Annotated in this window: 24 protein-coding genes and 1 tRNA gene; 18 read left to right on the top strand and 7 right to left on the bottom strand. The window is 56.6% G+C overall.

Annotation, left to right across the window (positions count from 1 at the left end; all coding sequences use genetic code 11):
* Positions 1-113: AIR carboxylase family protein (locus tag ACEYDX_RS05260; RefSeq protein WP_373740978.1), on the bottom strand; the 113-nt coding region annotated here is incomplete at its 3' end.
* A 200-nt stretch (positions 114-313) separates the two neighbouring features.
* Between ACEYDX_RS05260 and ACEYDX_RS05255 the strand changes: the two genes are divergently transcribed.
* The gene (locus ACEYDX_RS05255; RefSeq protein WP_373740971.1) at positions 314-2,332 is read left to right on the top strand and encodes an OPT family oligopeptide transporter; all 2,019 of its coding nucleotides are present in this window, start codon (positions 314-316) and stop codon (positions 2,330-2,332) included.
* Between the two features lie 918 nt (positions 2,333-3,250).
* Here ACEYDX_RS05255 and waaA read toward each other — a convergent pair.
* Together waaA and ACEYDX_RS05245 are read right to left on the bottom strand one after the other, a co-directional pair.
* A complete protein-coding gene (gene waaA, locus ACEYDX_RS05250; protein WP_373740970.1) occupies positions 3,251-4,540 on the bottom strand; it encodes a lipid IV(A) 3-deoxy-D-manno-octulosonic acid transferase in 1,290 nt (429 codons plus the stop codon).
* Positions 4,537-4,755 (bottom strand): hypothetical protein, encoded by a 219-nt coding sequence (locus ACEYDX_RS05245; protein ID WP_373740969.1) that lies wholly within the window; start codon positions 4,753-4,755, stop codon positions 4,537-4,539. Before ACEYDX_RS05245 ends, waaA begins: the two co-directional genes overlap by 4 nt.
* A gap of 272 nt (positions 4,756-5,027) precedes the next feature.
* Here ACEYDX_RS05245 and ACEYDX_RS05240 point away from each other — a divergent pair, with 272 nt between their 5' ends.
* The gene (locus ACEYDX_RS05240) at positions 5,028-5,192 is read left to right on the top strand and encodes a hypothetical protein (RefSeq protein ID WP_373740968.1); all 165 of its coding nucleotides are present in this window, start codon (positions 5,028-5,030) and stop codon (positions 5,190-5,192) included.
* 123 nt (positions 5,193-5,315) lie between these two features.
* Here the strand turns inward: ACEYDX_RS05240 and msrAB are convergent, their stop codons facing one another.
* On the bottom strand, positions 5,316-6,884 hold the full coding sequence (gene msrAB / locus ACEYDX_RS05235) for a bifunctional peptide-methionine (S)-S-oxide reductase MsrA/peptide-methionine (R)-S-oxide reductase MsrB (RefSeq protein ID WP_373740967.1): 1,569 nt from the start codon (positions 6,882-6,884) through the stop codon (positions 5,316-5,318).
* Positions 6,885-7,013: 129 nt separating this feature from the next.
* On the opposite strand from msrAB, the gene ACEYDX_RS05230 reads away from it, so the two are divergent.
* The 8 genes from ACEYDX_RS05230 (at position 7,014) to ACEYDX_RS05195 (ending at position 11,079) form a co-directional block, all read left to right on the top strand.
* On the top strand, positions 7,014-7,244 hold the full coding sequence (locus ACEYDX_RS05230; protein ID WP_373740966.1) for a hypothetical protein: 231 nt from the start codon (positions 7,014-7,016) through the stop codon (positions 7,242-7,244).
* An 87-nt stretch (positions 7,245-7,331) separates the two neighbouring features.
* Complete coding sequence (locus ACEYDX_RS05225; protein WP_373740965.1) at positions 7,332-7,799, top strand: DoxX family protein; 468 nt, start codon at positions 7,332-7,334, stop codon at positions 7,797-7,799.
* 41 nt (positions 7,800-7,840) lie between these two features.
* A complete protein-coding gene (locus tag ACEYDX_RS05220; RefSeq protein ID WP_373740979.1) occupies positions 7,841-8,101 on the top strand; it encodes a hypothetical protein in 261 nt (86 codons plus the stop codon).
* 153 nt (positions 8,102-8,254) lie between these two features.
* Positions 8,255-8,422, top strand: coding sequence for a hypothetical protein (locus tag ACEYDX_RS05215; RefSeq protein ID WP_373740964.1), 168 nt, complete (start codon positions 8,255-8,257; stop codon positions 8,420-8,422).
* Between the two features lie 217 nt (positions 8,423-8,639).
* Complete coding sequence (locus ACEYDX_RS05210; RefSeq protein ID WP_373740963.1) at positions 8,640-9,488, top strand: DUF692 domain-containing protein; 849 nt, start codon at positions 8,640-8,642, stop codon at positions 9,486-9,488.
* A complete protein-coding gene (locus ACEYDX_RS05205) occupies positions 9,478-10,206 on the top strand; it encodes a DUF2063 domain-containing protein (protein ID WP_373740962.1) in 729 nt (242 codons plus the stop codon). Before ACEYDX_RS05210 ends, ACEYDX_RS05205 begins: the two co-directional genes overlap by 11 nt.
* Positions 10,207-10,303: 97 nt before the next feature.
* Positions 10,304-10,885: a sigma-70 family RNA polymerase sigma factor gene (locus ACEYDX_RS05200; RefSeq protein WP_373740961.1), complete on the top strand. Its 582-nt coding sequence runs from the start codon at positions 10,304-10,306 to the stop codon at positions 10,883-10,885.
* 17 nt (positions 10,886-10,902) lie between these two features.
* A complete protein-coding gene (locus tag ACEYDX_RS05195) occupies positions 10,903-11,079 on the top strand; it encodes a zf-HC2 domain-containing protein (protein WP_373740960.1) in 177 nt (58 codons plus the stop codon).
* 78 nt (positions 11,080-11,157) lie between these two features.
* Here the strand turns inward: ACEYDX_RS05195 and ACEYDX_RS05190 are convergent, their stop codons facing one another.
* The gene (locus tag ACEYDX_RS05190; RefSeq protein WP_373740959.1) at positions 11,158-12,312 is read right to left on the bottom strand and encodes a sugar diacid recognition domain-containing protein; all 1,155 of its coding nucleotides are present in this window, start codon (positions 12,310-12,312) and stop codon (positions 11,158-11,160) included.
* Between the two features lie 182 nt (positions 12,313-12,494).
* Here ACEYDX_RS05190 and ACEYDX_RS05185 point away from each other — a divergent pair, with 182 nt between their 5' ends.
* From ACEYDX_RS05185 to ACEYDX_RS05170, 4 genes are all read left to right on the top strand, one after another.
* Positions 12,495-13,754: a GntP family permease gene (locus tag ACEYDX_RS05185; protein ID WP_373740958.1), complete on the top strand. Its 1,260-nt coding sequence runs from the start codon at positions 12,495-12,497 to the stop codon at positions 13,752-13,754.
* 198 nt (positions 13,755-13,952) lie between these two features.
* Positions 13,953-15,086: a glycerate kinase gene (locus tag ACEYDX_RS05180; protein WP_373740957.1), complete on the top strand. Its 1,134-nt coding sequence runs from the start codon at positions 13,953-13,955 to the stop codon at positions 15,084-15,086.
* A gap of 1,017 nt (positions 15,087-16,103) precedes the next feature.
* On the top strand, positions 16,104-16,349 hold the full coding sequence (locus ACEYDX_RS05175; RefSeq protein WP_373740956.1) for a hypothetical protein: 246 nt from the start codon (positions 16,104-16,106) through the stop codon (positions 16,347-16,349).
* A gap of 41 nt (positions 16,350-16,390) precedes the next feature.
* On the top strand, positions 16,391-16,681 hold the full coding sequence (locus tag ACEYDX_RS05170; protein ID WP_373740955.1) for a hypothetical protein: 291 nt from the start codon (positions 16,391-16,393) through the stop codon (positions 16,679-16,681).
* A 94-nt stretch (positions 16,682-16,775) separates the two neighbouring features.
* Here ACEYDX_RS05170 and garR read toward each other — a convergent pair whose 3' ends face one another.
* Positions 16,776-17,666 (bottom strand): 2-hydroxy-3-oxopropionate reductase, encoded by an 891-nt coding sequence (garR, locus tag ACEYDX_RS05165; protein ID WP_373740954.1) that lies wholly within the window; start codon positions 17,664-17,666, stop codon positions 16,776-16,778.
* Between the two features lie 130 nt (positions 17,667-17,796).
* A complete protein-coding gene (gene garL, locus ACEYDX_RS05160) occupies positions 17,797-18,564 on the bottom strand; it encodes a 2-dehydro-3-deoxyglucarate aldolase (protein WP_373740953.1) in 768 nt (255 codons plus the stop codon).
* A gap of 96 nt (positions 18,565-18,660) precedes the next feature.
* Between garL and ACEYDX_RS05155 the strand changes: the two genes are divergently transcribed.
* The 4 genes from ACEYDX_RS05155 (at position 18,661) to ACEYDX_RS05140 (ending at position 22,357) form a co-directional block, all read left to right on the top strand.
* On the top strand, positions 18,661-18,969 hold the full coding sequence (locus ACEYDX_RS05155; protein ID WP_373740952.1) for a hypothetical protein: 309 nt from the start codon (positions 18,661-18,663) through the stop codon (positions 18,967-18,969).
* A 190-nt stretch (positions 18,970-19,159) separates the two neighbouring features.
* Complete coding sequence (gene gudD, locus ACEYDX_RS05150; protein WP_373740951.1) at positions 19,160-20,488, top strand: glucarate dehydratase; 1,329 nt, start codon at positions 19,160-19,162, stop codon at positions 20,486-20,488.
* 167 nt (positions 20,489-20,655) lie between these two features.
* Entirely contained in the window at positions 20,656-22,041 is a 1,386-nt protein-coding gene (locus ACEYDX_RS05145) for a GntP family permease (RefSeq protein WP_373740950.1), read from the top strand.
* A gap of 239 nt (positions 22,042-22,280) precedes the next feature.
* Positions 22,281-22,357 (top strand) — tRNA-Met (locus tag ACEYDX_RS05140).
* Positions 22,358-22,448: the final 91 nt, after the last annotated feature.

Genomic DNA, 22,448 nt, shown 5'->3' with positions numbered 1-22,448 from the left:
GCGGAGACGACGCGGGTTTCGTATGCGATGCCGAACCGTGTGAGAAAATCGGCGGCGTGCTGCATGACGGGCCAGTCGCTGTCGCTGCCCATGATGATGCCTACTTCTATCATGCGGGAATCCTTCCGGGAAATTGGGGGGGACTATCAAGACCGTCTGAAAACGGTGAACAGGTATGCAGTATACCTGCCAAAACAATCTTCAAAAACCGTTTTTTCCCGTTAATTGCATTTCCGTTTTCCAAACGATTCTTGACAATTCCGCTGTCAGACAAGACCATTGTGGCTGTCCCGTTTGAAAAGGAAACACAACCATGTCCTATGACCCTTATGCGGATTACCGTGAGCTGACGCTGCGCGGCATTATTCTCGGCGCACTGATTACCGTGGTGTTTACCGCTTCCAACGTTTATCTCGGCCTGAAGGTCGGTTTGACGTTCGCTTCGTCGATTCCGGCTGCGGTCATTTCGATGGCGGTACTGAAATTCGCCAAAGACAGCAATATTCTTGAAAACAATATGGTGCAGACGCAGGCTTCGGCTGCAGGCACGCTGTCGACGATTATTTTTGTAATTCCCGGCCTGCTGATGGCAGGCTACTGGAGCGGTTTTCCGTTTTGGCAGACCACGCTGATCTGTATGGCCGGTGGGATTTTAGGGGTGATTTTCACCATTCCGCTGCGTTACGCCATGGTGGTCAAGAGCAAACTGCCTTACCCCGAAGGCGTGGCGGCTGCGGAAATTTTGAAAGTGGGCAGCGGCGAACATGAAGATGACGAAGCGGCCAAAGGCGGCAGCGGCGTGCGCGAAATCGCCACGGGCGGTATTTTGGCGGGTTTGGTCAGCTTCTGCACCGGCGGCCTGCGTATTGCCGCCGACAGCGCAAGCTACTGGTTGAAAAGCGGCACCGCCATTTTCCAACTGCCGATGGGTTTTTCGCTGGCATTGCTCGGTGCAGGTTGGCTGGTGGGGTTAACCGGCGGCATTGCCATACTTGCCGGCATTTTTATTGCGTGGGGGGGGGCTGTTCCCTACTTATCTGCTAATATTCCGCAGCCTGCCGATATGGAAATGGCTGACTTTGCGATGAAACTGTGGCGGGAAAAAGTCCGCTTTATCGGTGCCGGCACCATCGGCATCGCCGCCATTTGGACGCTGATTACGCTGGCCAAGCCGATGATGGAAGGCATGCACCTGTCGTTCCGCGCACTCAAAGGCGGTGCGGAAATGTCCGCCGAACGGGTGGAGCGCGATTTGTCGCCCAAAGCGATGATTCTGTGGACGCTCGGCATGATGGCGGTGTTGGCGGTTACGTTTTACCAGTTTGTCGCCGCAGCGAATATTTCAGACGGCCTGGCTTGGCTGCTGGTGGCCGCGTGCACGCTGCTCGCTTCGGTCATCGGCTTTCTCGTGGCAGCCGCCTGCGGCTATATGGCCGGTTTGGTCGGCTCTTCGTCCAGCCCGATTTCCGGCATCGGCATCGTTTCCGTGGTGGTTATCTCGCTTGTACTGCTGGCGATAGGCGAATCGGGCGGGCTGTTCGCCGATGCCGCAAACCGGGAGTTCCTGCTTGCGCTGACGCTGTTTTGCGGTTCGGCCGTGATTTCCGTGGCCTCGATTTCCAACGACAACCTGCAGGATTTGAAAACGGGCTACCTCGTTAAAGCCACGCCGCGTTACCAGCAGATTGTGCTGATTATCGGCTGCGTGGTCGGAGCGGTTGTGATTGCACCCGTGCTCGAGCTGCTTTATCAAGCCTACGGCTTTACCGGCGCGATGCCGCGCGAAGGCATGGACGCCACCCAAGCGCTCGCCGCGCCGCAGGCCACGCTGATGACCACCATCGCCACCGGTATTTTCGCGCACAACCTGCAATGGGATTACATTTTCACCGGCGTTGCCATCGGCATTGCCCTGATTATCATCGACATCGTACTGAAAAAAGCCACTGCCTCGCGTCTGAGCCTGCCCGTTTTGGCCGTGGGCATGGGCATCTACCTGCCGCCGTCGGTCAACATGCCGATTGTCATCGGCGCGGTGTTGGCCGCCGTGGTCAAAAACATCATCGCCAAACGCGGAGCGGGGGCGGAAGGCCGTCTGAAAACCGCCGACCGCATCGGCACGCTGTTTGCAGCCGGTTTGATTGTCGGCGAAAGTCTGGTCGGCGTTGTGCTCGCCTTCATCATCGCCTTCTCGGTAACCAACGGCGGCAGCGATGCCCCGCTGGCCTTGGGGCTGGAAAACTGGGATACCGCGGCCAAATGGCTGGGGCTGGCGTTTTTCATTACCGGCATCACAGCCTTTGCGCGTCAGGTGTTGAAGGCAGGAAAATAGCCCGCCGCCGGTCGGCATAAACCCGCGAAACATCCAAGGCCGTCTGAAATGGTTTCAGACGGCCTTTCGAGTTTCTGTATTCCGTGCGTACGGTTGGCCCGTTTGGGGTAATGGGTAAACCGCAAACGCATCTGCCATCTGTAACCAAACATATCAGCAACCTGCAAGCTGATTTTCAGACGGCCTGACGATCCGAAACGTCATGCCCGCGCAGGCGGGAATCCGAGCGGTTGAATTTCGGTAATTGCCGAAAAAACCGTTTCTGAATATCAAAGGTCTGGATTCCCGCCTGCGCGGGAATGACGAGGTATTTCCATTTTGACGGTCATTTCCTGTGGTAGCGGCCGGTTTTCCTGTTTCTCAAAACTTCCGCAATCCCCAAACCCTGCAATCAGGCCGTCTGAAAACTATTTCAGACGGCCTTGGGTTTTGGATTTCTATGAGTACGGTTGCGCGGCTTTAGAACGCTTGACCGCGTATCCTACCATCTACAATCCGAGCGTATCCGCAGCTTGAAAACTGTTTTCAGACGGCCTTTGGGTTTTGGATTTCTATGAATACGGTTACGTCGACCTAGAACGGTTAACTGTCCCTGCAATCACAATCCAAGCGGATTCACAACCTGAAAGCCGGTTTTCAGACGGCCGGCCCCAAAACGTCATTCCCGCGCAGGCGGGAATCCAGACCTTTGATGTTCGATAACGGAATTTTCCAACAGTTACCGAAATTCAACCGTCTGGATGCCCGCCTGCGTGGGAATGGCGGGGTATTTCCATTGCGACGGTAATTTCCTGTGGTAGCGGCAGTTTTCCCGTTTCTAAAAACTTCTGCAATCCCCCAGCCCTGCAATCAGGCCGTCTGAAAAATCTTTTTCAGACGGCCTTGGATGTTTTGCAGGTTTATCCCGATGTTTCGGCTTTATCCGAGCCGTGCCTGTGCCGCTTGGTGTTTTTCCACCGCTTCGTAAATTTTTTCCGCCATACGGCGGCTTGCCCCCCTGTGGCGGACGACGAAGGCTTCGGCATTGGCGGCGTAGCTGCCGCGCTTTTCCGGTTCGGCGAGCCATTGCGACACGGTGGCATACCATTCCTGAGCATTCCGTACCTGCTTGGCCGCGCCGCATTCGAGCGCGTTGCGGCAGGCATCGGCGAAGTTGTACACCGAATGGCCGAACACGGTGGGGATGCCGCAGGCAATGGGTTCGATGATGTTTTGGCAGCCCGTGTCCACCAGGCTGCCGCCCACGAAAGCGGCGTCGGCCACCATGTAGTAGGCGAACATTTCTCCCATGCTGTCGCCGATCCATACTTGGGTTTCGGGCGAAACCATTTTGCCGTCGCTGCGCTTCTGGACGCGGTAGCCCATTCTGACGGCGGTGTCGTAGGCCGTCTGAAAACGTTCGGGGTGGCGCGGCACAATCACCAACAGCGCATCGCCGCGGTAGGGTTTCCATGCTTCGAGCAGCAGTTCGGCTTCGTCTTCGCCTTTGTATTCGCGGGTGCTGGCGCAGACCACGACATCGCGTGCGCCGATGCGTTCGGTAAAGGCCGCCGCCAGTGCACGCATGGCTTCGGGCGGGGTGATGTCGTATTTGGTGTTGCCGCAGACGTGGACGTTGGACGCGCCGATCAGGTGCAGCCGTTCGGCATCGGCGGCGGATTGGGCGTAGCAGCCGCTCAGGGTCTGCATTTGCGGCTCGACCAGCGCGCGCACTTTCAGGTAGCCGTTTTGCGATTTTTCCGACAGCCGCGCATTGGCCAAAAACAGCGGCACGCCCGCTGCCGCGCATTCGTTCATCAGGTTCGGCCAGATTTCGGTTTCCATCAGAATGCCGAACGCGGGTTTGTGTTCGGCGAGAAATTGGCGGATGTATTCGGGTTTGTCGTAGGGCAGGTAGCGGCACTGTGCGTCGGGGAACAGCTCTTCGGCGGCCGCGCGGCCGGTGGGCGTCATCTGCGTGAGCAGCAGCGGACGGGTGGGGAAACGGCTGCGCAGTGCGGCTGCCAAAGGTTCGGCGGCACGCGTTTCGCCGACGGAAACGGCGTGTATCCAAACAGGATGCTGCACGGGATGGTCGAACGGCCGGCCGAAGCGTTCGCCCCAATGTTCGAGATAGGCGGGCGACTTTTCGCCGCGCTTTCTGAGATAACGGCGGATAAACAGCGGCGCGATGTGCCAGAGTAGGTTGTAGAGCCGGAGTACGTTCATGCGTTTGTTTGGATGGATTGGCGGAAAACGGTGCAGCCGTTCGGAAAAACGGAATTATAACAAGGTGCGGTCTGCATCCGCATGGTTTTCAGACGGGCGGGACGGGAAATGGTTGCACGGGGATGTGTAAAAATCGGCATGCAGTGGGGGGCAGTAATACAGGCCGTCTGAAAATTTTTCAGACGGCATCGGCTGTTTTGGAGGGCGTTGAGCACGGTTACGCCGTTTATGGCAGCTAACCGTGTTTGGATTTTATAGCTGATTACGCTGTATGGTAAGTGGTATCGGATTGGATATGCAGGCAGACTGCATTTGATTACAACATCATGATTATAAATAATTATTTTGAAAAGTTTTCGTGAGGTAACCAGAAATAATCTATCTGTAAATTTTATTGCGCGTGAGTGTGGTACTGTAAAACGGCAAAGCCGTAGCATGGTTTTGTTTTGCAGTTTGTATTTTATTTGTAACGATAAGGAGTAGTGTCATGATTGAATTGCAACAGAACGAATTAGTACATATTGCCGGCGGTGTTTTGGGGTGGGATAAAGGACCCGAACCGGCGATGTTTGTCAACGGTAAAATCAATCCCGAATGGTTGGCATGGGCAAATGCCGTGTATCCGGCAAATTTACCAACCCAAACCGTTTGAACATCTGAATACAAGGCAGGGGATGCCGAATCCGAAGGTTGTGGTATTCCGAAACACACAGGCCGTCTGAAAATGTTTCAGACGGCCTGTGTGTTTTGCGGTTGGCGTTCAAACAAACGCGGTTTATTTCGCCAGATGTTTCAAATGTCCGTAGCCGGCTTTGTCCATTTCTTCCAGCGGGATGAATTTCAGGCTTGCGCCGTTGATGCAGTAGCGCAGGCCGCCTTTGTCGCGCGGGCCGTCGGGGAAGACGTGGCCGAGATGGGAGTCGGCGGCGCGGCTGCGGACTTCGACGCGGCGCATGTTGTAGCTCAGGTCTTCGTGTTCGGTAACGGCGGCCTGCTCGATCGGTTTGGTGAAGCTCGGCCAGCCGCAGCCGGAGTTGTATTTGTCGGCGGACGAAAACAGGGGTTCGCCGCTGACGATGTCCACGTAAATGCCGGGTTTGAACAGGTGGTCGTATTCGTGGCTGAAGGCGTATTCCGTGCCCGATTGCTGGGTAACGCGGTATTGCTCGGCGGTGAGACGCTGTTTCAGTTCGGCATCGCCGGGCTTTTTGTAGCTTGCCGCGTCGAAGCCTTTGGCGGCTTGGCCGTCGGCGGACGCGCCTTCAAGCGGCTCGTCGGCTTTGCTGATGTCGATGTGGCAGTAGCCGTTGGGGTTTTTGACGAGGTAGTCCTGATGGTATTCCTCGGCTTCGTAGAAGTGTTTCAGCGGCAGGTTTTCCACCACAATCGGGCGGTCGAACTTTTTCTGCTCGCGCGCGATGGCGGCATCCACCACGGCTTTTTCGGCGGGGTCGGTGTAGTAAACGCCGGTGCGGTATTGCGTGCCGCGGTCATTGCCCTGTTTGTTGAGGCTGGTGGGGTCGATGACGCGGAAATAGTATTGCAGGATTTGGTCGAGACTCAATTTGTCGGCATCGTAGCTGACGCGCACGGTTTCGGCGTGGCCGGTGTTGCGGCGCACCACGTCTTCGTAGCTCGGGTTTTCGGTGTTGCCGTTGGCGTAGCCCGATACCGCGTCGGCCACGCCGTCGATGCGTTGGAAGTAGGCTTCCAAGCCCCAGAAGCAGCCGCCGGCCAGATGGATGGTTTTCAGGTTCATCGGTTTGGTTTCCTTTTTGTTTTCAGCGGGTTTGTTGAACGTGGTTTTCAGACGGCCTATGTCGGCGTCAGGATTGCCGATGAGTGCGAGTGCCTGCGCTTCGTTGATGCTGCCTTTGACGATGCGGGCGACGTTGCCGTTTTTATCGAGCACCGCCCACGAGGGGTACACGCCGATGTTCAGGCTTTTGGCCAGCGCACCGCCCGCATCCACCGCCAGCGGCAGCTTGGGATAGGCCAGCCCTTTATACCATGTCTGAAACTCGCCGTCTTTCTTTTCGCCGAGAAAACCGGGCGAGGCCACGGTGAGCAGGTTGGCCGTCTGAAAACGCTTGTCCTGCGCCCATTGCTCGGTTTTTTCCAGTTCGGACAAACACAGCGGACACCAGCTTGCCCAGAATTTAATCAGGGTCGGTTTGCCGTTTTTCAGACGGCCTACGGGTTTGCCGTGGGCATCGTGCAGTTTTTCCAGCGCGGCGGGAACGGGCGCGGCAGCCGCTTCGGGGGTGTGCCGCAGCAGTGCGAATGTGCCGATCGCGGCTGCAAACAGCGCGGCAATCCATAAGGGTCGGAGTTTCGGTTTCATCACAGATTTCCGTTTTCGGGTTGGAGACACAGGTTTGACGGAACAGGCAGGGGAAATCTTACAGCGGAATGCAGAAAAAAGGGGAAGGATGGGCAACGGAACGGCAAACCATTTCAGACGGCCTTGGATATGATGGATGGGCCGTCTGAAAGGCAGATACTTTATTTATTAAGTGAAGATTCGGAGATGGACAAGCGTGTTGCTGAAAACGGCGTTCCGTCCGGATTGCAGGGCAGATTTTCTGCGAATCCGAAACGGTGGCTTGGCGGTTACCCATCCATATCCGCACCATATCCGGATACAGTTTTTGTGCAAAAAAATCGACAAAAAATCATCATGAAAATCATGATGTTGAAATAAATTTTTTAAAAAACTTCGCGGCTGCCGTAAGAAACCGTTCCTGCCGTCCGTCTACTGGGCAGACTGATTTGCAACGAGGAACACACAATGACATTACTTCCATCATGTTCTTGCCTGCGTCTGAACCGTTTTTCAGACGGCCTCGGCAAAGACGCTTCTCTGTTGGCTCTGCGCCTGTTTGCCGCCTATGAATTTTGGGAGGCGGGCGTGGAAAAATGGAACGGTGAAAACTGGTTTGCCGACATTCAAAGCGCGTTTCCCTTCCCCTTTGACCTGCTGCCTGCGGCGTTGAACTGGCAGGCGGCGATGTGGGCGGAGCTGCTGGTGCCGGTGCTGCTGCTGACAGGCCTGTTCGGACGCTTCGGCGCGCTGGTGTTGGCCGTGCTGACCGCCGTGGCTTGGGCCGCGGTGCATGCGGGCAACGGCTACAACGTTTGCGACAACGGCTACAAAATGGCTGTGGTGTACCTGTTGGTATTACTGCCGCTCGTGTTCCAAGGGATGGGACGGTGGTCGCTCGATTTCCTGCTGTTCGGACGTAATAAGGCCGTCTGAAAAGCTTTCTTCAACATTTATTTTTATTTAAAGGAAAAACCATGAACAAAACGACTTCTACCCTGTTGACTCTGGCCGGTGCGCTGATGTTGGCCGGTTGCGAAAGCCAAAGCACGCCTGCGGAAAAAGCGGGCGAACACAAAGCCGGACATGCCGGATGCGGTGCAAAAGGCAAAGCATCCGAAGCAGGCTGCGGCGCAGGTAAAGCCGTTGAGGGCAAATGCGGCGAAGGCAAATGCGGGGCTGCGGCCAGCAAAGCGGTTGAAGGCAAGTGCGGCGAAGGCAAGTGCGGCAGCAAATAACTTTCCGTCCGGCAAAACTTACGGCATCCGGCAAGGCAGCGCCGTTTGCCGTGGGGTTGGCCGAAAACCACGGAGCTGCCGTTTGATGTGGTTTTCAGACGGCATGGTCTCCAAAACCTTCTTTAATTTCGATTTGTTAACTTGAAAGGATACATGATGAAAAAATCTGCTTCCCTGATTGCATTGGCCGGCGCATTGGCATTGTTGGGCGGACAGGCATCTGCCGACACCAAACAGCCCGTTGCCGCGAAAACCGTGAAATCAGCCGTCAAAAAAGCCGCCGAAGGCGCATGCGGCGAGGGCAAGTGCGGCAGCAAATAAGCCCCGTATCCGTTGTCCCTGCGGCAGGATGGTTGAATGCCGCAGGGAAACAAGAGGCCGTCTGAAAAGCGCACGGCTTTCAGACGGCCTGCCGCAACAATCACAAGTGTCCCGATATGCTTTGTACGGGAATCCATCCCATATCGGATGCCGCCCGCCTCTTTGAGCGGTTCTGATGTGCGGAACACATGACCATAACGACGATAAGGAATTTCTGATGAACACCCTGCAAGGAGCCGGCTTGGGCTACAAACGCCACATGGCCGCCGATTTTCTCGCGCTCGACCGCACCGAAAGCCCGATTTCCTTTATAGAAGCCGCACCCGAAAACTGGCTGCGCATGGGCGGCGCGGCGCGCAGGCAGTTTGATGCGGTTGCCGAACGTTTCCCCGTCGCCTGCCACGGATTGTCGCTGTCGTTGGGCGGCCAAGACCCGCTGGACATCGGTTTTCTCAAACAAATCAAAGCATTTATCCGCCAATACGGCATCGGTTTTTTCTCCGAGCACCTGAGCTACTGCAGCGACCACGGCCATGTTTACGAACTGATGCCGCTGCCGTTTACCGCAGAATCCGTGCGCCACACCGCCGCGCGCATCCGCACGGTGCAGGACGTACTCGAAATGCGGATTGCGGTGGAAAACACGTCCTACTACGCGCATAACCCCATCGCCGAGATGAACGAAGCCGAGTTTCTCAACGCCGTGGTGCGCGAAGCCGACTGCGACATCCATTTGGACATCAACAATATCTACGTCAACGCCGTCAACCACGGTATCGTCGCGCCGCACGACTACATCGCCGCCGTCGATTTGCCGCGCGTAACCTATATGCACATGGCCGGACACGATGCGGAGGCCGCCGATTTGCTGATCGACACCCACGGCCGGCCCGTGTGCGGCGACGTGTGGGATTTGTACGCCCACACCTGCGCCCTGCTGCCCCGAAGCGTGCCGACGCTGCTCGAGCGCGACAGCAATTTCCCGCCGTTTGCCGAACTCGAAGCCGAAGTCGGCCGCATCGCCGCCGTCCAACAGCAAACGGAGCAGCAACGCCATGCAGCCTGATACCCCGAACAGCGCAGCGCGTGCGCAGCAGGCGTTTGCCGACCACGTCCGAAATCCCTCGCTGCCCGCGCCGGAAGGCATCGCCCCCGAACGCATGGCCGTGTACGTCCGCCTCGTGCGCAACAACCTGCAAAATTTTCTCGACCGCTGTTTCAGCGACAGCAGCACCTTTCTCGACCCCGCCCGATGGCAGAACTGGCAGCACCGTTTTCTCGACGAAGCCCGCCCCGAATCGCCGTTTTTCAACGACATTCCCGCCGCGTTTCTCGCATGGCTCGGCAGCCTGCCGCCCGAAGACAGGCCGTCTGAAAACATCTTGGCGATGATGGCGTTCGAAACCGACCTGCTGCACGCCGAAACCGTTATCCAACCCGTTTCAGACGGCCTGTGGCACGATGCGGCCGTATTGGTTCCGGCTCCGTCCGTGCGCCTGAAACACTATTCCTGCGATTTTGTCGGCAGCGGCCTGGCGGGTTTCGACGATACCCCGAGCGACGTGCTGGTGTGGCGCAACCGTCGCGACGAAGTGCTCTACCAAGCCGTGTCCGGTATCGACCTGTTCCTGCTGCAACATTTCCTGTCGCAGCCCGACAGTTACGACAGTCTGAGTGCCGCCCTGAGCGAAATCAACGGCAACCGCAGCGCAGACGCGGCCTTGCGCGAAAGCATCGCACAATGGTCGGAAGCCGGCGTGTTGGTGGCGGAGGAGAACGGATAGCCGGACAGTCTCCGTTTTCAGACGGCCTGATGGTGCGTATTATGCGCGGCAGGCCGTCTGAAAACCCACGGCAACCCGAAAAAAACGAAAATACATCATGGAAGACATCAAACAACACCTGACCGCCCTGATGCCCGACATCCTGCGGTTTGCCAAAATCCAACTGCGCGACGACAGCCTGGCCGAAGACCTCGTGCAGGACACGCTCGCCGCCGCTATCGGCAAATCGGAACAGTTCCGCGCCGAAGCGGGGCTGAAAACATGGGTGATCGGCATTTTGAAAAACAAAATCACCGACCATTTCCGCAGCCGCAAACCCACGGTCAGCATCAAACACCTGCAAGAAGAAAACGCCGGCATCGATGCCGCGTTCGACGGCTGTTTCGACAGCAGCGGCCACTGGACGGCCGAAGCAGGCCCGCAGGAATGGCGGGCCGTACCCGAAGAAGCCGTCCACCAGCAGGACTTTTTCCGCGCCCTCGAAAACTGTATGCAGGGATTGCCCGAAGACACCGCCCGCATCTTCTACCTGCGCGAAGTGATGGGCTGGGACACCGACGAAATCTGCCGCGATTTCGGCATCAGCCCCGACAACTGCTACGTCATCCTGCACCGCGCCCGCAACGGCCTGCGCCAATGCCTGCAACACCGCTGGTTCGACTTGGGCAAACCCGTATGAAAGCGAAAGGAAACACCATGCTCAACTGCAAACAGACCACCGTGCTGCTGTCGCAAAGCCAAGCCCGCCGCCTTTCCCGCAAAGAACGCCTGCTGCTGCGCCTGCACCTGATGTTCTGCCCGCACTGCCGCCGCTACCGAAAGCAGATGGCCTTCATCCGCCAAAGCATGCGGCAGTGGGTTCGGGATAAGTAGGGGACAAATACAGCCTGAAACAAAGGCCGTCTGAAAGATTTTTCAGACGGCCTTCGGTTTTCTTCCGTTTTTCAAACGCTAAAGCAGCATATTCACCGCCATATACAGCAGGAAGCGGTCGTCGGTGCGGGCGATGTTCAGGCCGGTAAGTTCGGCGATTTTGCCCAGGCGGTATTCGAGCGTGTTGCGGTGGATGTAGAGCGATTGGGCGGTGGTTACGGCCTGCATGTTGTGGTCGAACCAGGCGCACAGGGTTTTGCGCAGGGTGCCGTTGTGGTCGGCCTGTTTGAGTTTGTTGACGGTGCGTTCGAGTTCTTCTTTCTGCCAGCCGTCTTTGAGCTGGTTGAGCAAAACGGGCAGCATGAGTTCCTGATAGTTGAAAACGAGTTCGTCGGGCTGGCGGGCTTTGCCGACTTCGAGCGTGGTTTTGGCGGTGCGGTACGACAGGGCGATGCCGTTGGCGCTGTCGGGAAAATAGTTGCCCAAGGCGATGCGGACGTTGAGCCTGGCGTTTTCGCTCATGCGCGATTGGAGCAGGCGGATGCGTTCGATGTGGTTCTGTACGTCCCAGCGGCCGTAGGTGTCGAGTGCGGGTTTGAGGATGACGAGTTCGGTGAGCGAAAGGATGGCAATGAGGTTGTCACGTTCGGGGTGGCGCAGCAGGTTTTGGATGTTTTGCAGCTCGTCGCGCATTTCTTCGATGCCGAGCTGCCGTCCGCCGATTTCGATGATGCAGGCAACGCGGGGGACGGTAACGTCCACGCCGAGGCGGTTGGCCCATTCGCGCAGGGCGGGGGTGATGTGTTCGGCGTTGATGAGGTTCAGTATCAGCTCTTCTTTCAGGCGCGCGTCTTGGGCGAGCATGTCGAACAGCCGTGCCTGTTCAATCATCATTTCGGCGGTCATGCACACGAGTTTGCCGTATTCTTGGAGATGGTCGGGGTTGCCGGTCAGCCCGATCACGCCGACGGTGCCGCCGTCGGCGCGCAGGGGCAGGTTGATGCCGGGGCGCACGCCGTGCAGGTTGTGGCTGCTGCCTTCGCTGATGTCCACCACGCGTTCTTGCGAGAGCGCGAGCAGTGCGCCGTCGTGTACGCTGCCGATGCGTTCGGGGTCGCCGCTGGCGATGATGACGCCTTTGGCGTCCATGATGTTGACGTTGCAGCCGATGATGTCCATCGTGCGGGCGACGATTTTTTGGGCGAGTTGGGTATTGAGCGGGTATGCGGACATGGTTTCTCCTGGCCGGTGGTTGGGGGCACAATGATTTTCCCACAGGATATGCCGTCTGAAACTGGCAGTTTATCTAAAAAAAACGGCGGGGTGCGGCTGATTTTTCAGACGGCTGCACAAAGACTTTCCTCCGTCTTGCCGCCATAATGACTCCCGACATTAAAACTTTAAGGAGCTCCGCCATGCCTGCCGTATCCGCACTCGGTGCAATCGTTGCCCTGATTGTTGCCATCTTCCTGATTTTGAGAAAAGTCCCGCCTGCCTACGGCATGATTGCGGGTGCATTGGCCGGCGGTTTGGTCGGCGGGGCGGATTTAGCCGCTACGGTCAAGCTGATGATTGAAGGCGCGCAGGGCATCACCACCGCCGTGATGCGGATTTTGGCCGCGGGCGTGTTGGCGGGTGTGCTGATTGAGTCGGGCGCGGCCACTTCCATTGCCGAAACCATCGTGAAAAAACTGGGCGAAAGCCGCGCATTGCTGGCTTTGGCCGCCGCCACGATGATTCTGACCGCCGTGGGCGTATTCGTCGATGTGGCCGTGATTACCGTGTCGCCGATTGCGCTGGCCTTGGCGCGCCGCGTCGATTTGTCGAAACCCGCCGTGCTGCTGGCGATGATCGGCGGCGGCAAGGCGGGCAACATCATTTCGCCCAACCCCAACGCGATTGCCGCGTCCGACGCGTTCCAACTGCCGCTCACTTCCGTGATGGCGGCGGGCATCGTTCCCGCGTTGGTCGGGCTGGTGTGCACTTATTTTCTGGCCAAACGGCTGATGAAGAAAGGTTCGCGCGTGAGCGGGGACGAAGCCGCCGCGGCACATGCCGGCCAACTGCCTTCTTTCGCCGCGGCCATGGTTGCGCCGCTGGTGGCGATTCTGCTGCTCGCGCTGCGCCCGCTGGCGGACATCGCCGTCGATCCGCTGATTGCCCTGCCGGTGGGCGGCTTGGCCGGTGCGTTGCTGATGGGCAGAATCCGGATGATCAACACTTATGCCGTCAGCGGTTTGGGCAAAATGGCGCCCGTGGCCGTGATGCTGTTGGGAACGGGCGCGCTGGCGGGCATCATCGCCAACTCGGGTTTGAAAAACGTTTTGATTGACGGCCTGACCGCCTCCGGCCTGCCGTCCTACCTGCTCGCTCCCGTGTCCGGCATCCTGATGTCGCTGGCCACCGCGTCCACCACGGCCGGTACGGTGGTGGCGTCCAACGTATTCGGCAGCACGCTGGTCGAGCTGGGCGTAACCGGCATCGCCGCCGCCGCCATGATTCACGCGGGTGCAACCGTGGCCGACCACATGCCGCACGGCTCGTTTTTCCACGCCACCGGCGGCAGCGTCAACATGGACATCAACGAACGCCTGAAGCTGATTCCCTACGAAAGCGCCATCGGCCTGATGATGACCGTGATTTCGACCCTGATGTTCGGCGTATTCAAATTTTAAAACCCGTTTTCAGACGGCCCTGAATGTTCGCGCAACGCCCCATGCCGTCTGAAAACACACGGCCGAACCGATACAGCATCTCGAATAGGCCGTGTCGCAAACCCCGGATTTTCAGACGGCATCCGCACGTTTTTGCCAAACAAAGGCCGTCTGAAACCGACCGCAGCGTACCCCGTAAAAAATCAAAAGGACTACACCATGAAAATCGTCATCGCCCCCGACTCCTTCAAAGAAAGCCTGACCGCATTGGAAGTGGCCGAAGCCATCGAAACCGGATTGAAAAAAGTGCTGCCCGATGCCGAATACGTCAAAGTGCCCATGGCCGACGGCGGCGAAGGCACGGTGCAGTCGCTGGCCGACGCCACCGGCGGGCGGCTCGTCGAAACCGAAGTTACCGCCCCCTTGGGCAACCGCGTTACCGCCGCATTCGCCGTGTCGGGCGACGGCAAAACCGCCATTATCGAAATGGCCGCCGCATCCGGCCTGCATTTGGTGCCGTCTGAAAAACGCAATCCGCTGATCACCACCAGCTACGGCACGGGCGAACTCGTTAAAGCCGCGCTCGACAAAGGCGTGGAAAAAATCATCCTCGGCATCGGCGGCAGCGCCACCAACGACGGCGGCGCAGGCATGCTGCAAGCCTTGGGCGCGAAACTCACCGGCTCAGACGGCCTCGACATCGGCTACGGCGGCGGCAGCCTGGCGAAACTCGCCAAAGTAGATTTGTCCGCACTCGACGGCCGTCTGAAAAACGTTTCTTTTGAAGTTGCCTGCGACGTAGACAACCCCCTGTGCGGCGAGAACGGCGCATCCGCCGTGTTTGGCCCGCAGAAAGGCGCAAGCCCCGAAGCCGTTGCCGCGCTGGATGCCGCACTCGAACATTTCGCCGCCACCGTATCGCGCGACACCGGCCTGAACATCCGCGACCACGCAGGCGCGGGCGCGGCGGGCGGAATGGGCGGCGGGCTGCTCGTATTGCCGCAAGTCAAATTAAAGGCAGGCATCGAAATCGTCATCGAAGCCGCACAATTGGCCGACAAAGTCAAAGACGCCGATCTCGTCATCACAGGCGAAGGCCGTATGGACGCCCAAAGCATACGCGGCAAAACACCCGTCGGCGTGGCGAAAACCGCCAAAAAGTTCGACAAACCCGTCATCGCGATTGTCGGCTGCCTGCGAGAAGATTACGAAGTCGTCTATCAGGCCGGTATCGACGCCGTGTTCCCCATCATCCGCCACACCGCCCCGCTGGAAGAGATTCTGAAACAAGGTCGGGAAAATCTGGTTTCCACCGCACAAAATGTCGGCAGACTGTATCGGCTGGGGAAATAACGGCGGAAAAAACTTTATTTCCGCCGCAGCGGTGCTGCGCTCTGCTGTACTGCCTGTGTCGTCTTCAACTTACTGTTTTTCATAAAGAATATGTTTTGCTGCTGTAGGGCAGACGTAAGCAAAATATACGGCAAAGGCCGTCTGAAAAGTTTTCAGACGGCCTTTTTCCCTTTCGGCTTGTTTTTTCGGTTTGTCTTTGCGGCAAAGCATAAACGGGAGAATCTGCTTGGGATTGGATTATATATATAGGGTTGTCCCGCCAATAACAGTCGGAAAAATGATTTCACACGGCCGTTCGGGTATTTCTTTGTCCTGGAAACTGCGGTGTGGCGTTTTTTGTAGCAAATTTGTCTGTATGGTTATGAAAATGAAGTTTCACGAATGATTTTCCGGTAAATAAAATTTAAATTTTATTTACCGGAAAAGAGTCAAATTGAAGAAACAAAAACCGGAAAACGGAGCCGTACAGAATACCAACGCTTGAAAACTGCGTTCGGCGTTTCCAACCGACAGTTGAAGGAGGTGGTGATGAAGAATCCGAAGAAAATGTAAATCGGAACAGACGGCCGGCAAAATGCTGGCAATCCGGATAACCCGTTCTATATGCGTCGGATGAAAGATGCTTGAGATGAATCAAAACAATGGAATGGTTGTGCGCATTCTTTGAAATTCCCTAAGTATTGAATTCATCCATATTCTGTTTTCGGTTAATTTTTTGATGGAAATATGGAGGACATTATGTTGCATACTGTACTGCATGGTTTTCTAAATTTATGCATGTATGTTTTTATCGTTTTATGCATAGCTTCCCTTGTCAGGGGGGGATATGTATTGTATGCAGACGGATTTTCATGGGATGCCGCTGCTGTTTATGCTAAATCGTTTTTGATTTTTTTGGTTTTAAGCATTTTTTCTTATAAGACGATTCCGACTTTATTTTGATTTTTATATTTTTGTTTTAAGGAGCTGGATATGCAGACAAATGTTTTTAATACTGCAGGTATGCAGGAATTGACCTTGAGCGAAACCCGATTGGTTGCCGGAGGCGGCTGGAAAGAAGCTGCCGGATATGGTGCTGTCGGTGCGGGAATCGGCGGTGCTGTCGGCGGACTTCTCGGCGGTGTCGGCGGAGCGGCCGGTGGCTTTGCTGTCGGCGGCCCTGCCGGTGCTGTGGCCGGCGGTATTGCCGGTGCCAAATACTTAGGAGCCGGAGGCGCTGCTATCGGCAGTGGTATCGGTGTGGGCCTCGGTGCGGCACAATAATCTACGTTTTGTTTAGAATTTTTTAAATAAGGAGTTTCAATATGCAGGCAATTACTGTAAATGACTTAGGTATGCACGAATTGACTTTTGATGAAATCCAAATGGTCGCTGGAGGCAGTTGGGATAAGGCGTTCAGCTGGGGTGCCGCCGGTGCGGGAATCGGCGGTGCCGTTGGCGGCGTTGTCGGCGGCATCGGCGGTGCTATCGGCGGAGCTGTAGTAGGCGGCCCTCCCGGTGCATTTGTCGGCGCGGGAGCCGGTGCCAAAGCCGGCGGTATCGCAGGAGCCGGTGTGGGAGCAGGTATCGGTACTGTCGCCGGTGCGCTTCAATAAGCTGTATATATGGCCGTCTGAAAATACTTGCGACGGTTTCTGACGGTTACAGAAACGGCGGGTGCAATCATGCAGCCGCCGTTTGTTTGTCGGCTCAGCCGCCGCGTTTGACTTCGCTGTTGGTCAGTTTTTCGTAATAGCGTGCCAGCGCGCTGTGGTCGGACTGGCCGTGGCCGTCGAGTTTCAGCACCTGCATCATTTCCATCACCGCAGCGGTCAGCGGCAGGCTGGCACCTACGCCGTGGGAGGTGTCGAGCGCGTTGGCCAGGTCTTTGATGTGCAGGTCGATGCGGAAGCCGGGTTTGAAGTTGCGGTCAAGCACCATCGGGGCTTTGGCATCGAGTACGGTGCTGCCGGCCAGGCCGCCGCGGATGGCTTGGTAAACGAGTTCGGGATCGACGCCGGCTTTGGTGGCGAGCACGAGGGCTTCAGACATGGCGGCGATGTTGAGCGCGACAATCACTTGGTTGGCGAGTTTGGTGACGTTGCCCGCGCCGATTTCGCCGGTGTACACCACGGAGCCTGCCATGGCTTTCATCACGTCGTAGTATTTGTCGAACACGGCTTTGCTGCCGCCGACCATGACGGACAGGGTGCCGTCGATGGCTTTGGGTTCGCCGCCGCTCACGGGCGCGTCGAGCATTTCGATGCCTTTTTTGGCCAGTTCTTCATGGATTTCGCGGCTGGCCAGCGGTGCGATGGAACTCATGTCGATAAAGCCCAAACCTGCTTTTGCGCCTTCGGCGATGCCGTTTTCGCCCAATGCGACCTGTTTGACATGGGGCGAGTTGGGCAGCATGGTGATGACGACGTCGACCTGCTGCGCGACTTCTTTGGGGGTGGCGGCGGCGGTTGCGCCTGCGTCAACCACTTCTTTGACCGCGTCTTGGTTGAAGTCGAGCACCACGAGTTCGTAGCCTGCTTTGAGCAGGTTTTTGCTCATGGGTTTGCCCATAATGCCTAAGCCGATAAAACCGATTTTCATGGGATGTCCTTTCTTTAAGTAAATCACGGATGGATTCGGTGGGTTTTGTTTGGTTGGAACGGGACGGTTTTCAGACGGCGTGAAAGGCCGTCTGAAAACCGTGCGGGTCGGGATGTGCGGCCGTTTCGGGTTATTTGAATTTGTTGCGCAGGGCTTGCGTGCCGCTGCGGAATACGCCCAAATCGCTGCCGACGGCGACGAATGTTGCGCCCCATTCGAGATAGCGGCGAGCGTCTTCTTCGACGGGGGCGAGAATGCCGCTGGCTTTGCCGTGGCGTTTGGCGGCGGCGAAAATATCCTGAATCACTTTCTGCACTTCGGGATGGTTGGGCTGTCCCAAATAGCCGAGTGCGGCCGACAAATCGCCCGGGCCGACAAACAGGCAGTCCACGCCGTCGACGGCGGCGATGGCTTCGACGTTGTCCACGCCCGGCCCGCTTTCAATTTGTACGATGACGCTGATGTTGCCGCCGATGGTTTTGAAGTAGTCGGGGACGGTACCGTAGCCGTTGCTGCGGTGGGCAACCGATACGCCGCGTATGCCTTCGGGCGGGTAGCGGGTGGATGCGACGGCCTGAAGCGCGTCTTCTTCGGTTTCCACGAAGGGAATCAGCAGGTTGTAGAAGCCGATGTCGAGCAGGCGTTTGATGATGACGGGGTCGTTTTTGGGCGGACGCACCACGGGCATGCTCGGGCTGTCTTTCAAGGCCATCAGTTGGGGGATGAACGACAATACGTCGTTGGGGGCGTGTTCGCCGTCGAGCAGCAGCCAGTCGAAACCCGCAAGTCCCAGAATTTCGGCGGTAACCGGACTGCCCAGCGCGCTCCAGCAGCCGATAAGGGTTTCGCCTTTGAGCAGACGTTGGCGCAGGGGATTGGGGAAGTATTTTTCGTTCACGGCGAAAGCTCCTCTGTTTTTGGAAATTGCGGACAGTCTAATTTTTTTCGGGCATTTTTTCATTGTGCAGATAAACAAAAAAAACGGCGTTTATCCGTGAAAATATGTGCATGCGCCGATTGGGTCGGCTTCGGTGGCAGGGCAGGCCGTCTGAAAACCGTTTTTCAGACGGCCTTCGGTTTGTCGAGTGCCCGTCCGGCCGCGTGCCGCTGTATATGGGCGGTGCGGATGAAGCGGGGCGGTTTGGTTGGAACGGATGTTTCAGACGGCCTGTGTATGCGGGCCGAATGGTGTGTTTTTGACGGTGCGGATGCGGTTTGTTGTGCCGAAGCCCAAAAAATCACAAAAAAAGCCGCCGATTTTCAGGTGTTTAGCCGATTCTTTCGTAAAACGGTTTACCTATAATGACTTGCAAGTCGACCGTATCAATGGCTGTGATTGGGAAATTTCATCACGTCGGTATGCCGGAAAAGGGCGGAGCCGCAGTTTCCCGCCTATCCGGACAGCTTTGGCGGACAACCTGTTTTTCAGACGGCCTGTATACATCCGAGCCGCCCGAACCCGTTACGAAAACCAACCAACAAGGAGTTGCACCATGTCTACCCCGGTAATCACCGAAATGACCGTTATCCCCGTGGCCGGCCACGACAGCATGCTGCTGAACCTGAGCGGCGCGCACGCCCCTTATTTCACGCGCAACATCGTTATCCTGAAAGACAACAGCGGCAACACCGGCGTGGGCGAAGTGCCGGGCGGCGAAAAAATCCGTCAGACGTTGGAAGATGCCAAACCTTTGGTCATCGGCAAAACGCTCGGCGAATATAAAAACGTGATGACTGCGGTCCGCAATCAATTTGCCGACCGCGATGCGGGCGGACGCGGTTTGCAGACTTTCGACCTGCGCACCACCATCCACGTCGTAACCGCCATCGAAGCGGCCATGCTCGACCTGTTGGGCAAATTCCTGAACGTTACCGTGGCTTCGCTCTTGGGCGACGGCCAACAGCGCGATGCGGTGGAAATGCTCGGTTATCTCTTCTTCATCGGCGACCGCAAAAAAACCGACCTGCCGTACCAAAATCAGGAAAACGATGCCTGCGACTGGTACCGCCTGCGTCACGAAGTGGCCATGACGCCTGATTCCGTGGTGCGTTTGGCCGAAGCCGCCTACGAAAAATACGGCTTCAACGATTTCAAACTCAAAGGCGGCGTGTTGGCCGGTTTTGAAGAAGCCGAATCCATCAAAGCCTTGGCAAAACGTTTCCCTGAAGCCCGCATCACGCTCGACCCCAACGGCGCATGGTCGCTGGCCGAAGCCGTTGAAATCGGCAAGGAACTCAAAGGTGTGCTGGCTTATGCCGAAGACCCGTGCGGTGCGGAGCAGGGCTATTCCGGCCGCGAAGTGATGGCCGAGTTCCGCCGTGCCACCGGCCTGCCGACCGCCACCAACATGATTGCGACCGACTGGCGGCAGATGGGACACACCATCTCGCTGCAATCCGTCGACATTCCGCTGGCCGACCCGCATTTCTGGACGATGCAGGGTTCCGTTCGCGTTGCCCAAATGTGTAACGAATGGGGTTTGACTTGGGGTTCGCATTCCAACAACCACTTCGATATTTCGCTGGCGATGTTCACCCACGTTGCCGCGGCCGCTCCGGGCAACATTACTGCCATCGACACCCACTGGATTTGGCAGGAAGGCAACCAACGCCTTACCAAAGAGCCGCTGCAAATCAAAGGCGGCTTGGTGGAAGTGCCGAAAAAACCGGGCTTGGGCATCGAACTCGACATGGACCAAGTCCAAAAAGCCCACGAACTCTACAAAAACATGGGCTTGGGCGCACGCAACGACGCGATGGCGATGCAGTACCTGATTCCGGGCTGGGAATTCGACAACAAAAAACCGTGTCTGGTGCGTTAAAAGCGCAACTGCGGTAGGAAAACACGAGGAAATGGGAAACGTGCGGGACGGGCTTCGAAATGTTCCGACAATCGGACAGTGCCCGTCCCGCATATGCCCAACCTGTTTTCCAACCGTTACGGACTGAATACATTTTCTGAAAATAATGCTTTGTAAAGGAGCAAAAAATGGAAGCAGCAGTAAGTACGACACAGATGCTGATTGGTTTGGCAATCGGGATTGCGCTTCTCTTGGTGCTTGCGATGAAAACCAGGATTCACGTTTTCGTCGCCCTGATTATCTCTTCGCTGGTAACGGGTTTGATTGGCGGCCTGCCGTTTGACGACGTTATCGGTTCGATTACCAAAGGCTTCGGCAGCACGCTGGGCAGCACAGGCATTATCATCGGCGTCGGCGTGATGATGGGAGCCATTTTGGAACGTTCCGGAGCGGCCGAGCAGATGGCCTTCTCCATCATCAAACTCATCGGCAAGGCCAAAGAAGAATGGGCTTTGGCCTTAACCGGCTATGTGGTCGCCATTCCCGTATTCGCCGATTCGGGCTTGGTGATTCTGACCCCGCTGGCAAAATCCCTGTCGCGCATGACCGGCAAGAGCGTCGTCGGCCTCGGCTTGGCGATGGCAACCGGTTTGCAGTTGGCACACGTTTTCATCCCGCCGACCCCCGGTCCGCTGGCTGTTGCCGGTATTCTGGAAATGGATATGGGCATGATGATTGTTTGGGGTTTGGTCATGACACTGCCGGTTTTGATTGCCTCCACGCTCTATTCGATTTGGCTCGGTAAAAGAATCTACCAAGTTCCCACCGAAGACGGCACCGATTTCGAGCGCAAAGACTTCAAGGAAGCGTACATCAAATCCATTGAAAACATGGAACAGATTTACAAAGACAAAAAACTGCCCGGCGCAGCCCTGTCATTCGCCCCCATCATCATTCCGCTGATTCTGATTTTGGGCAACACAACCGTTACCTTCCTGAAGCTCGAAGGTCCATTTGCCGGTTTCGTGAAAATGGCAGGCCATCCCGTTATCGCCCTGATTATCGGCCTTCTGATTGCCCTGTACGGCTTGGGCGCACGCCTTTCCAAAGAAGAAACCAACAAATCGATTGAAGACGGCATCAAATCCACCGGTATGATTCTGTTCATCACAGGCGCAGGCGGTTCTTTGGGCTACGTCGTACGCGATGCCGGTATCGGCGAAGCCTTGGGCAAAGCCGTTTTGGACATGGGCATCCCGGGTATCCTGATACCGTTCGTCATCGCCGCCCTGATGCGTATTTCGCTCGGCAGCGCCACCGTTGCCCTGATTACCGCCGCCACCCTGACCGCACCGCTCGTTCCCCAACTGGGCTTGAATCCGGCCATGGTCGCCATGTCCACCTGTGCAGGCGCAGTATCCTTCAGCTACTTCAACGACAGCGGTTTCTGGGTGTTCAACGGACTCTACGGTTTGAAAGACGTTAAAGACCAGTTCATGGCCAAGACGATGGTTTCCTTCATCGGCGCCTTCTCCGCACTGGCCCTGGTGCTGATTGTCAATGCCTTCATGTAGCCTTTAACCGTTATCCCGTATTGAGGTTTAGCCTGAATCGGGCAGCCATCCCGAAGAACCGGCATGGTGTCCTGATACGCTGAAGAAATCCGTTTAACAGGCCGTCTGAAAAAGTTTTTCAGACGGCCTTTATAACGGCATCACAATATCAGGCATGACTCTGCCCCGCCCGCAGCCAAACAATCTGCCGAAAACCGCTTGACAGCCGCTACCGAAAAACGTATAGTTACGTTCTCTGACGCGGGGTGGAGCAGCATGGTAGCTCGTCGGGCTCATAACCCGAAGGTCGTAGGTTCGAATCCTGCCCCCGCAACCAACCGCACTTCGCGGTTATTTTTTTGCTTGATGATTGCTATTTGTTTATTGAAAATACAAGATACAATAAAAAACGCCCGTTATTTTGCGGG

Origin of the sequence: Neisseria sp., assembly GCF_041804105.1 — a bacterium.
Taxonomy (GTDB): domain Bacteria; phylum Pseudomonadota; class Gammaproteobacteria; order Burkholderiales; family Neisseriaceae; genus Neisseria.
The sequence above is the reverse complement of the archived record's forward strand: the minus strand, read 5'-3'. Positions and strand labels throughout refer to the sequence as shown.

What these genes read in the sequence shown, in the direction of transcription:
- ACEYDX_RS05210 (WP_373740963.1), top strand. Translation starts at nt 8,640, where the DNA reads ATGAACACCCTGCAAGGAGCCGGCTTGGGCTACAAACGCCACATGGCC.
- ACEYDX_RS05185 (WP_373740958.1), top strand. Translation starts at nt 12,495, where the DNA reads ATGCCTGCCGTATCCGCACTCGGTGCAATCGTTGCCCTGATTGTTGCC.
- ACEYDX_RS05240 (WP_373740968.1), top strand. Translation starts at nt 5,028, where the DNA reads ATGATTGAATTGCAACAGAACGAATTAGTACATATTGCCGGCGGTGTT.
- ACEYDX_RS05200 (WP_373740961.1), top strand. Translation starts at nt 10,304, where the DNA reads ATGGAAGACATCAAACAACACCTGACCGCCCTGATGCCCGACATCCTG.
- waaA (WP_373740970.1), bottom strand. Translation starts at nt 4,540, where the DNA reads ATGAACGTACTCCGGCTCTACAACCTACTCTGGCACATCGCGCCGCTG.
- ACEYDX_RS05145 (WP_373740950.1), top strand. Translation starts at nt 20,656, where the DNA reads ATGGAAGCAGCAGTAAGTACGACACAGATGCTGATTGGTTTGGCAATC.
- msrAB (WP_373740967.1), bottom strand. Translation starts at nt 6,884, where the DNA reads ATGAAACCGAAACTCCGACCCTTATGGATTGCCGCGCTGTTTGCAGCC.
- ACEYDX_RS05180 (WP_373740957.1), top strand. Translation starts at nt 13,953, where the DNA reads ATGAAAATCGTCATCGCCCCCGACTCCTTCAAAGAAAGCCTGACCGCA.
- ACEYDX_RS05225 (WP_373740965.1), top strand. Translation starts at nt 7,332, where the DNA reads ATGACATTACTTCCATCATGTTCTTGCCTGCGTCTGAACCGTTTTTCA.
- gudD (WP_373740951.1), top strand. Translation starts at nt 19,160, where the DNA reads ATGTCTACCCCGGTAATCACCGAAATGACCGTTATCCCCGTGGCCGGC.
- ACEYDX_RS05215 (WP_373740964.1), top strand. Translation starts at nt 8,255, where the DNA reads ATGATGAAAAAATCTGCTTCCCTGATTGCATTGGCCGGCGCATTGGCA.
- ACEYDX_RS05205 (WP_373740962.1), top strand. Translation starts at nt 9,478, where the DNA reads ATGCAGCCTGATACCCCGAACAGCGCAGCGCGTGCGCAGCAGGCGTTT.
- ACEYDX_RS05220 (WP_373740979.1), top strand. Translation starts at nt 7,841, where the DNA reads ATGAACAAAACGACTTCTACCCTGTTGACTCTGGCCGGTGCGCTGATG.
- ACEYDX_RS05230 (WP_373740966.1), top strand. Translation starts at nt 7,014, where the DNA reads ATGATGGATGGGCCGTCTGAAAGGCAGATACTTTATTTATTAAGTGAA.
- ACEYDX_RS05195 (WP_373740960.1), top strand. Translation starts at nt 10,903, where the DNA reads ATGCTCAACTGCAAACAGACCACCGTGCTGCTGTCGCAAAGCCAAGCC.
- ACEYDX_RS05170 (WP_373740955.1), top strand. Translation starts at nt 16,391, where the DNA reads ATGCAGGCAATTACTGTAAATGACTTAGGTATGCACGAATTGACTTTT.
- ACEYDX_RS05190 (WP_373740959.1), bottom strand. Translation starts at nt 12,312, where the DNA reads ATGTCCGCATACCCGCTCAATACCCAACTCGCCCAAAAAATCGTCGCC.
- garR (WP_373740954.1), bottom strand. Translation starts at nt 17,666, where the DNA reads ATGAAAATCGGTTTTATCGGCTTAGGCATTATGGGCAAACCCATGAGC.
- ACEYDX_RS05255 (WP_373740971.1), top strand. Translation starts at nt 314, where the DNA reads ATGTCCTATGACCCTTATGCGGATTACCGTGAGCTGACGCTGCGCGGC.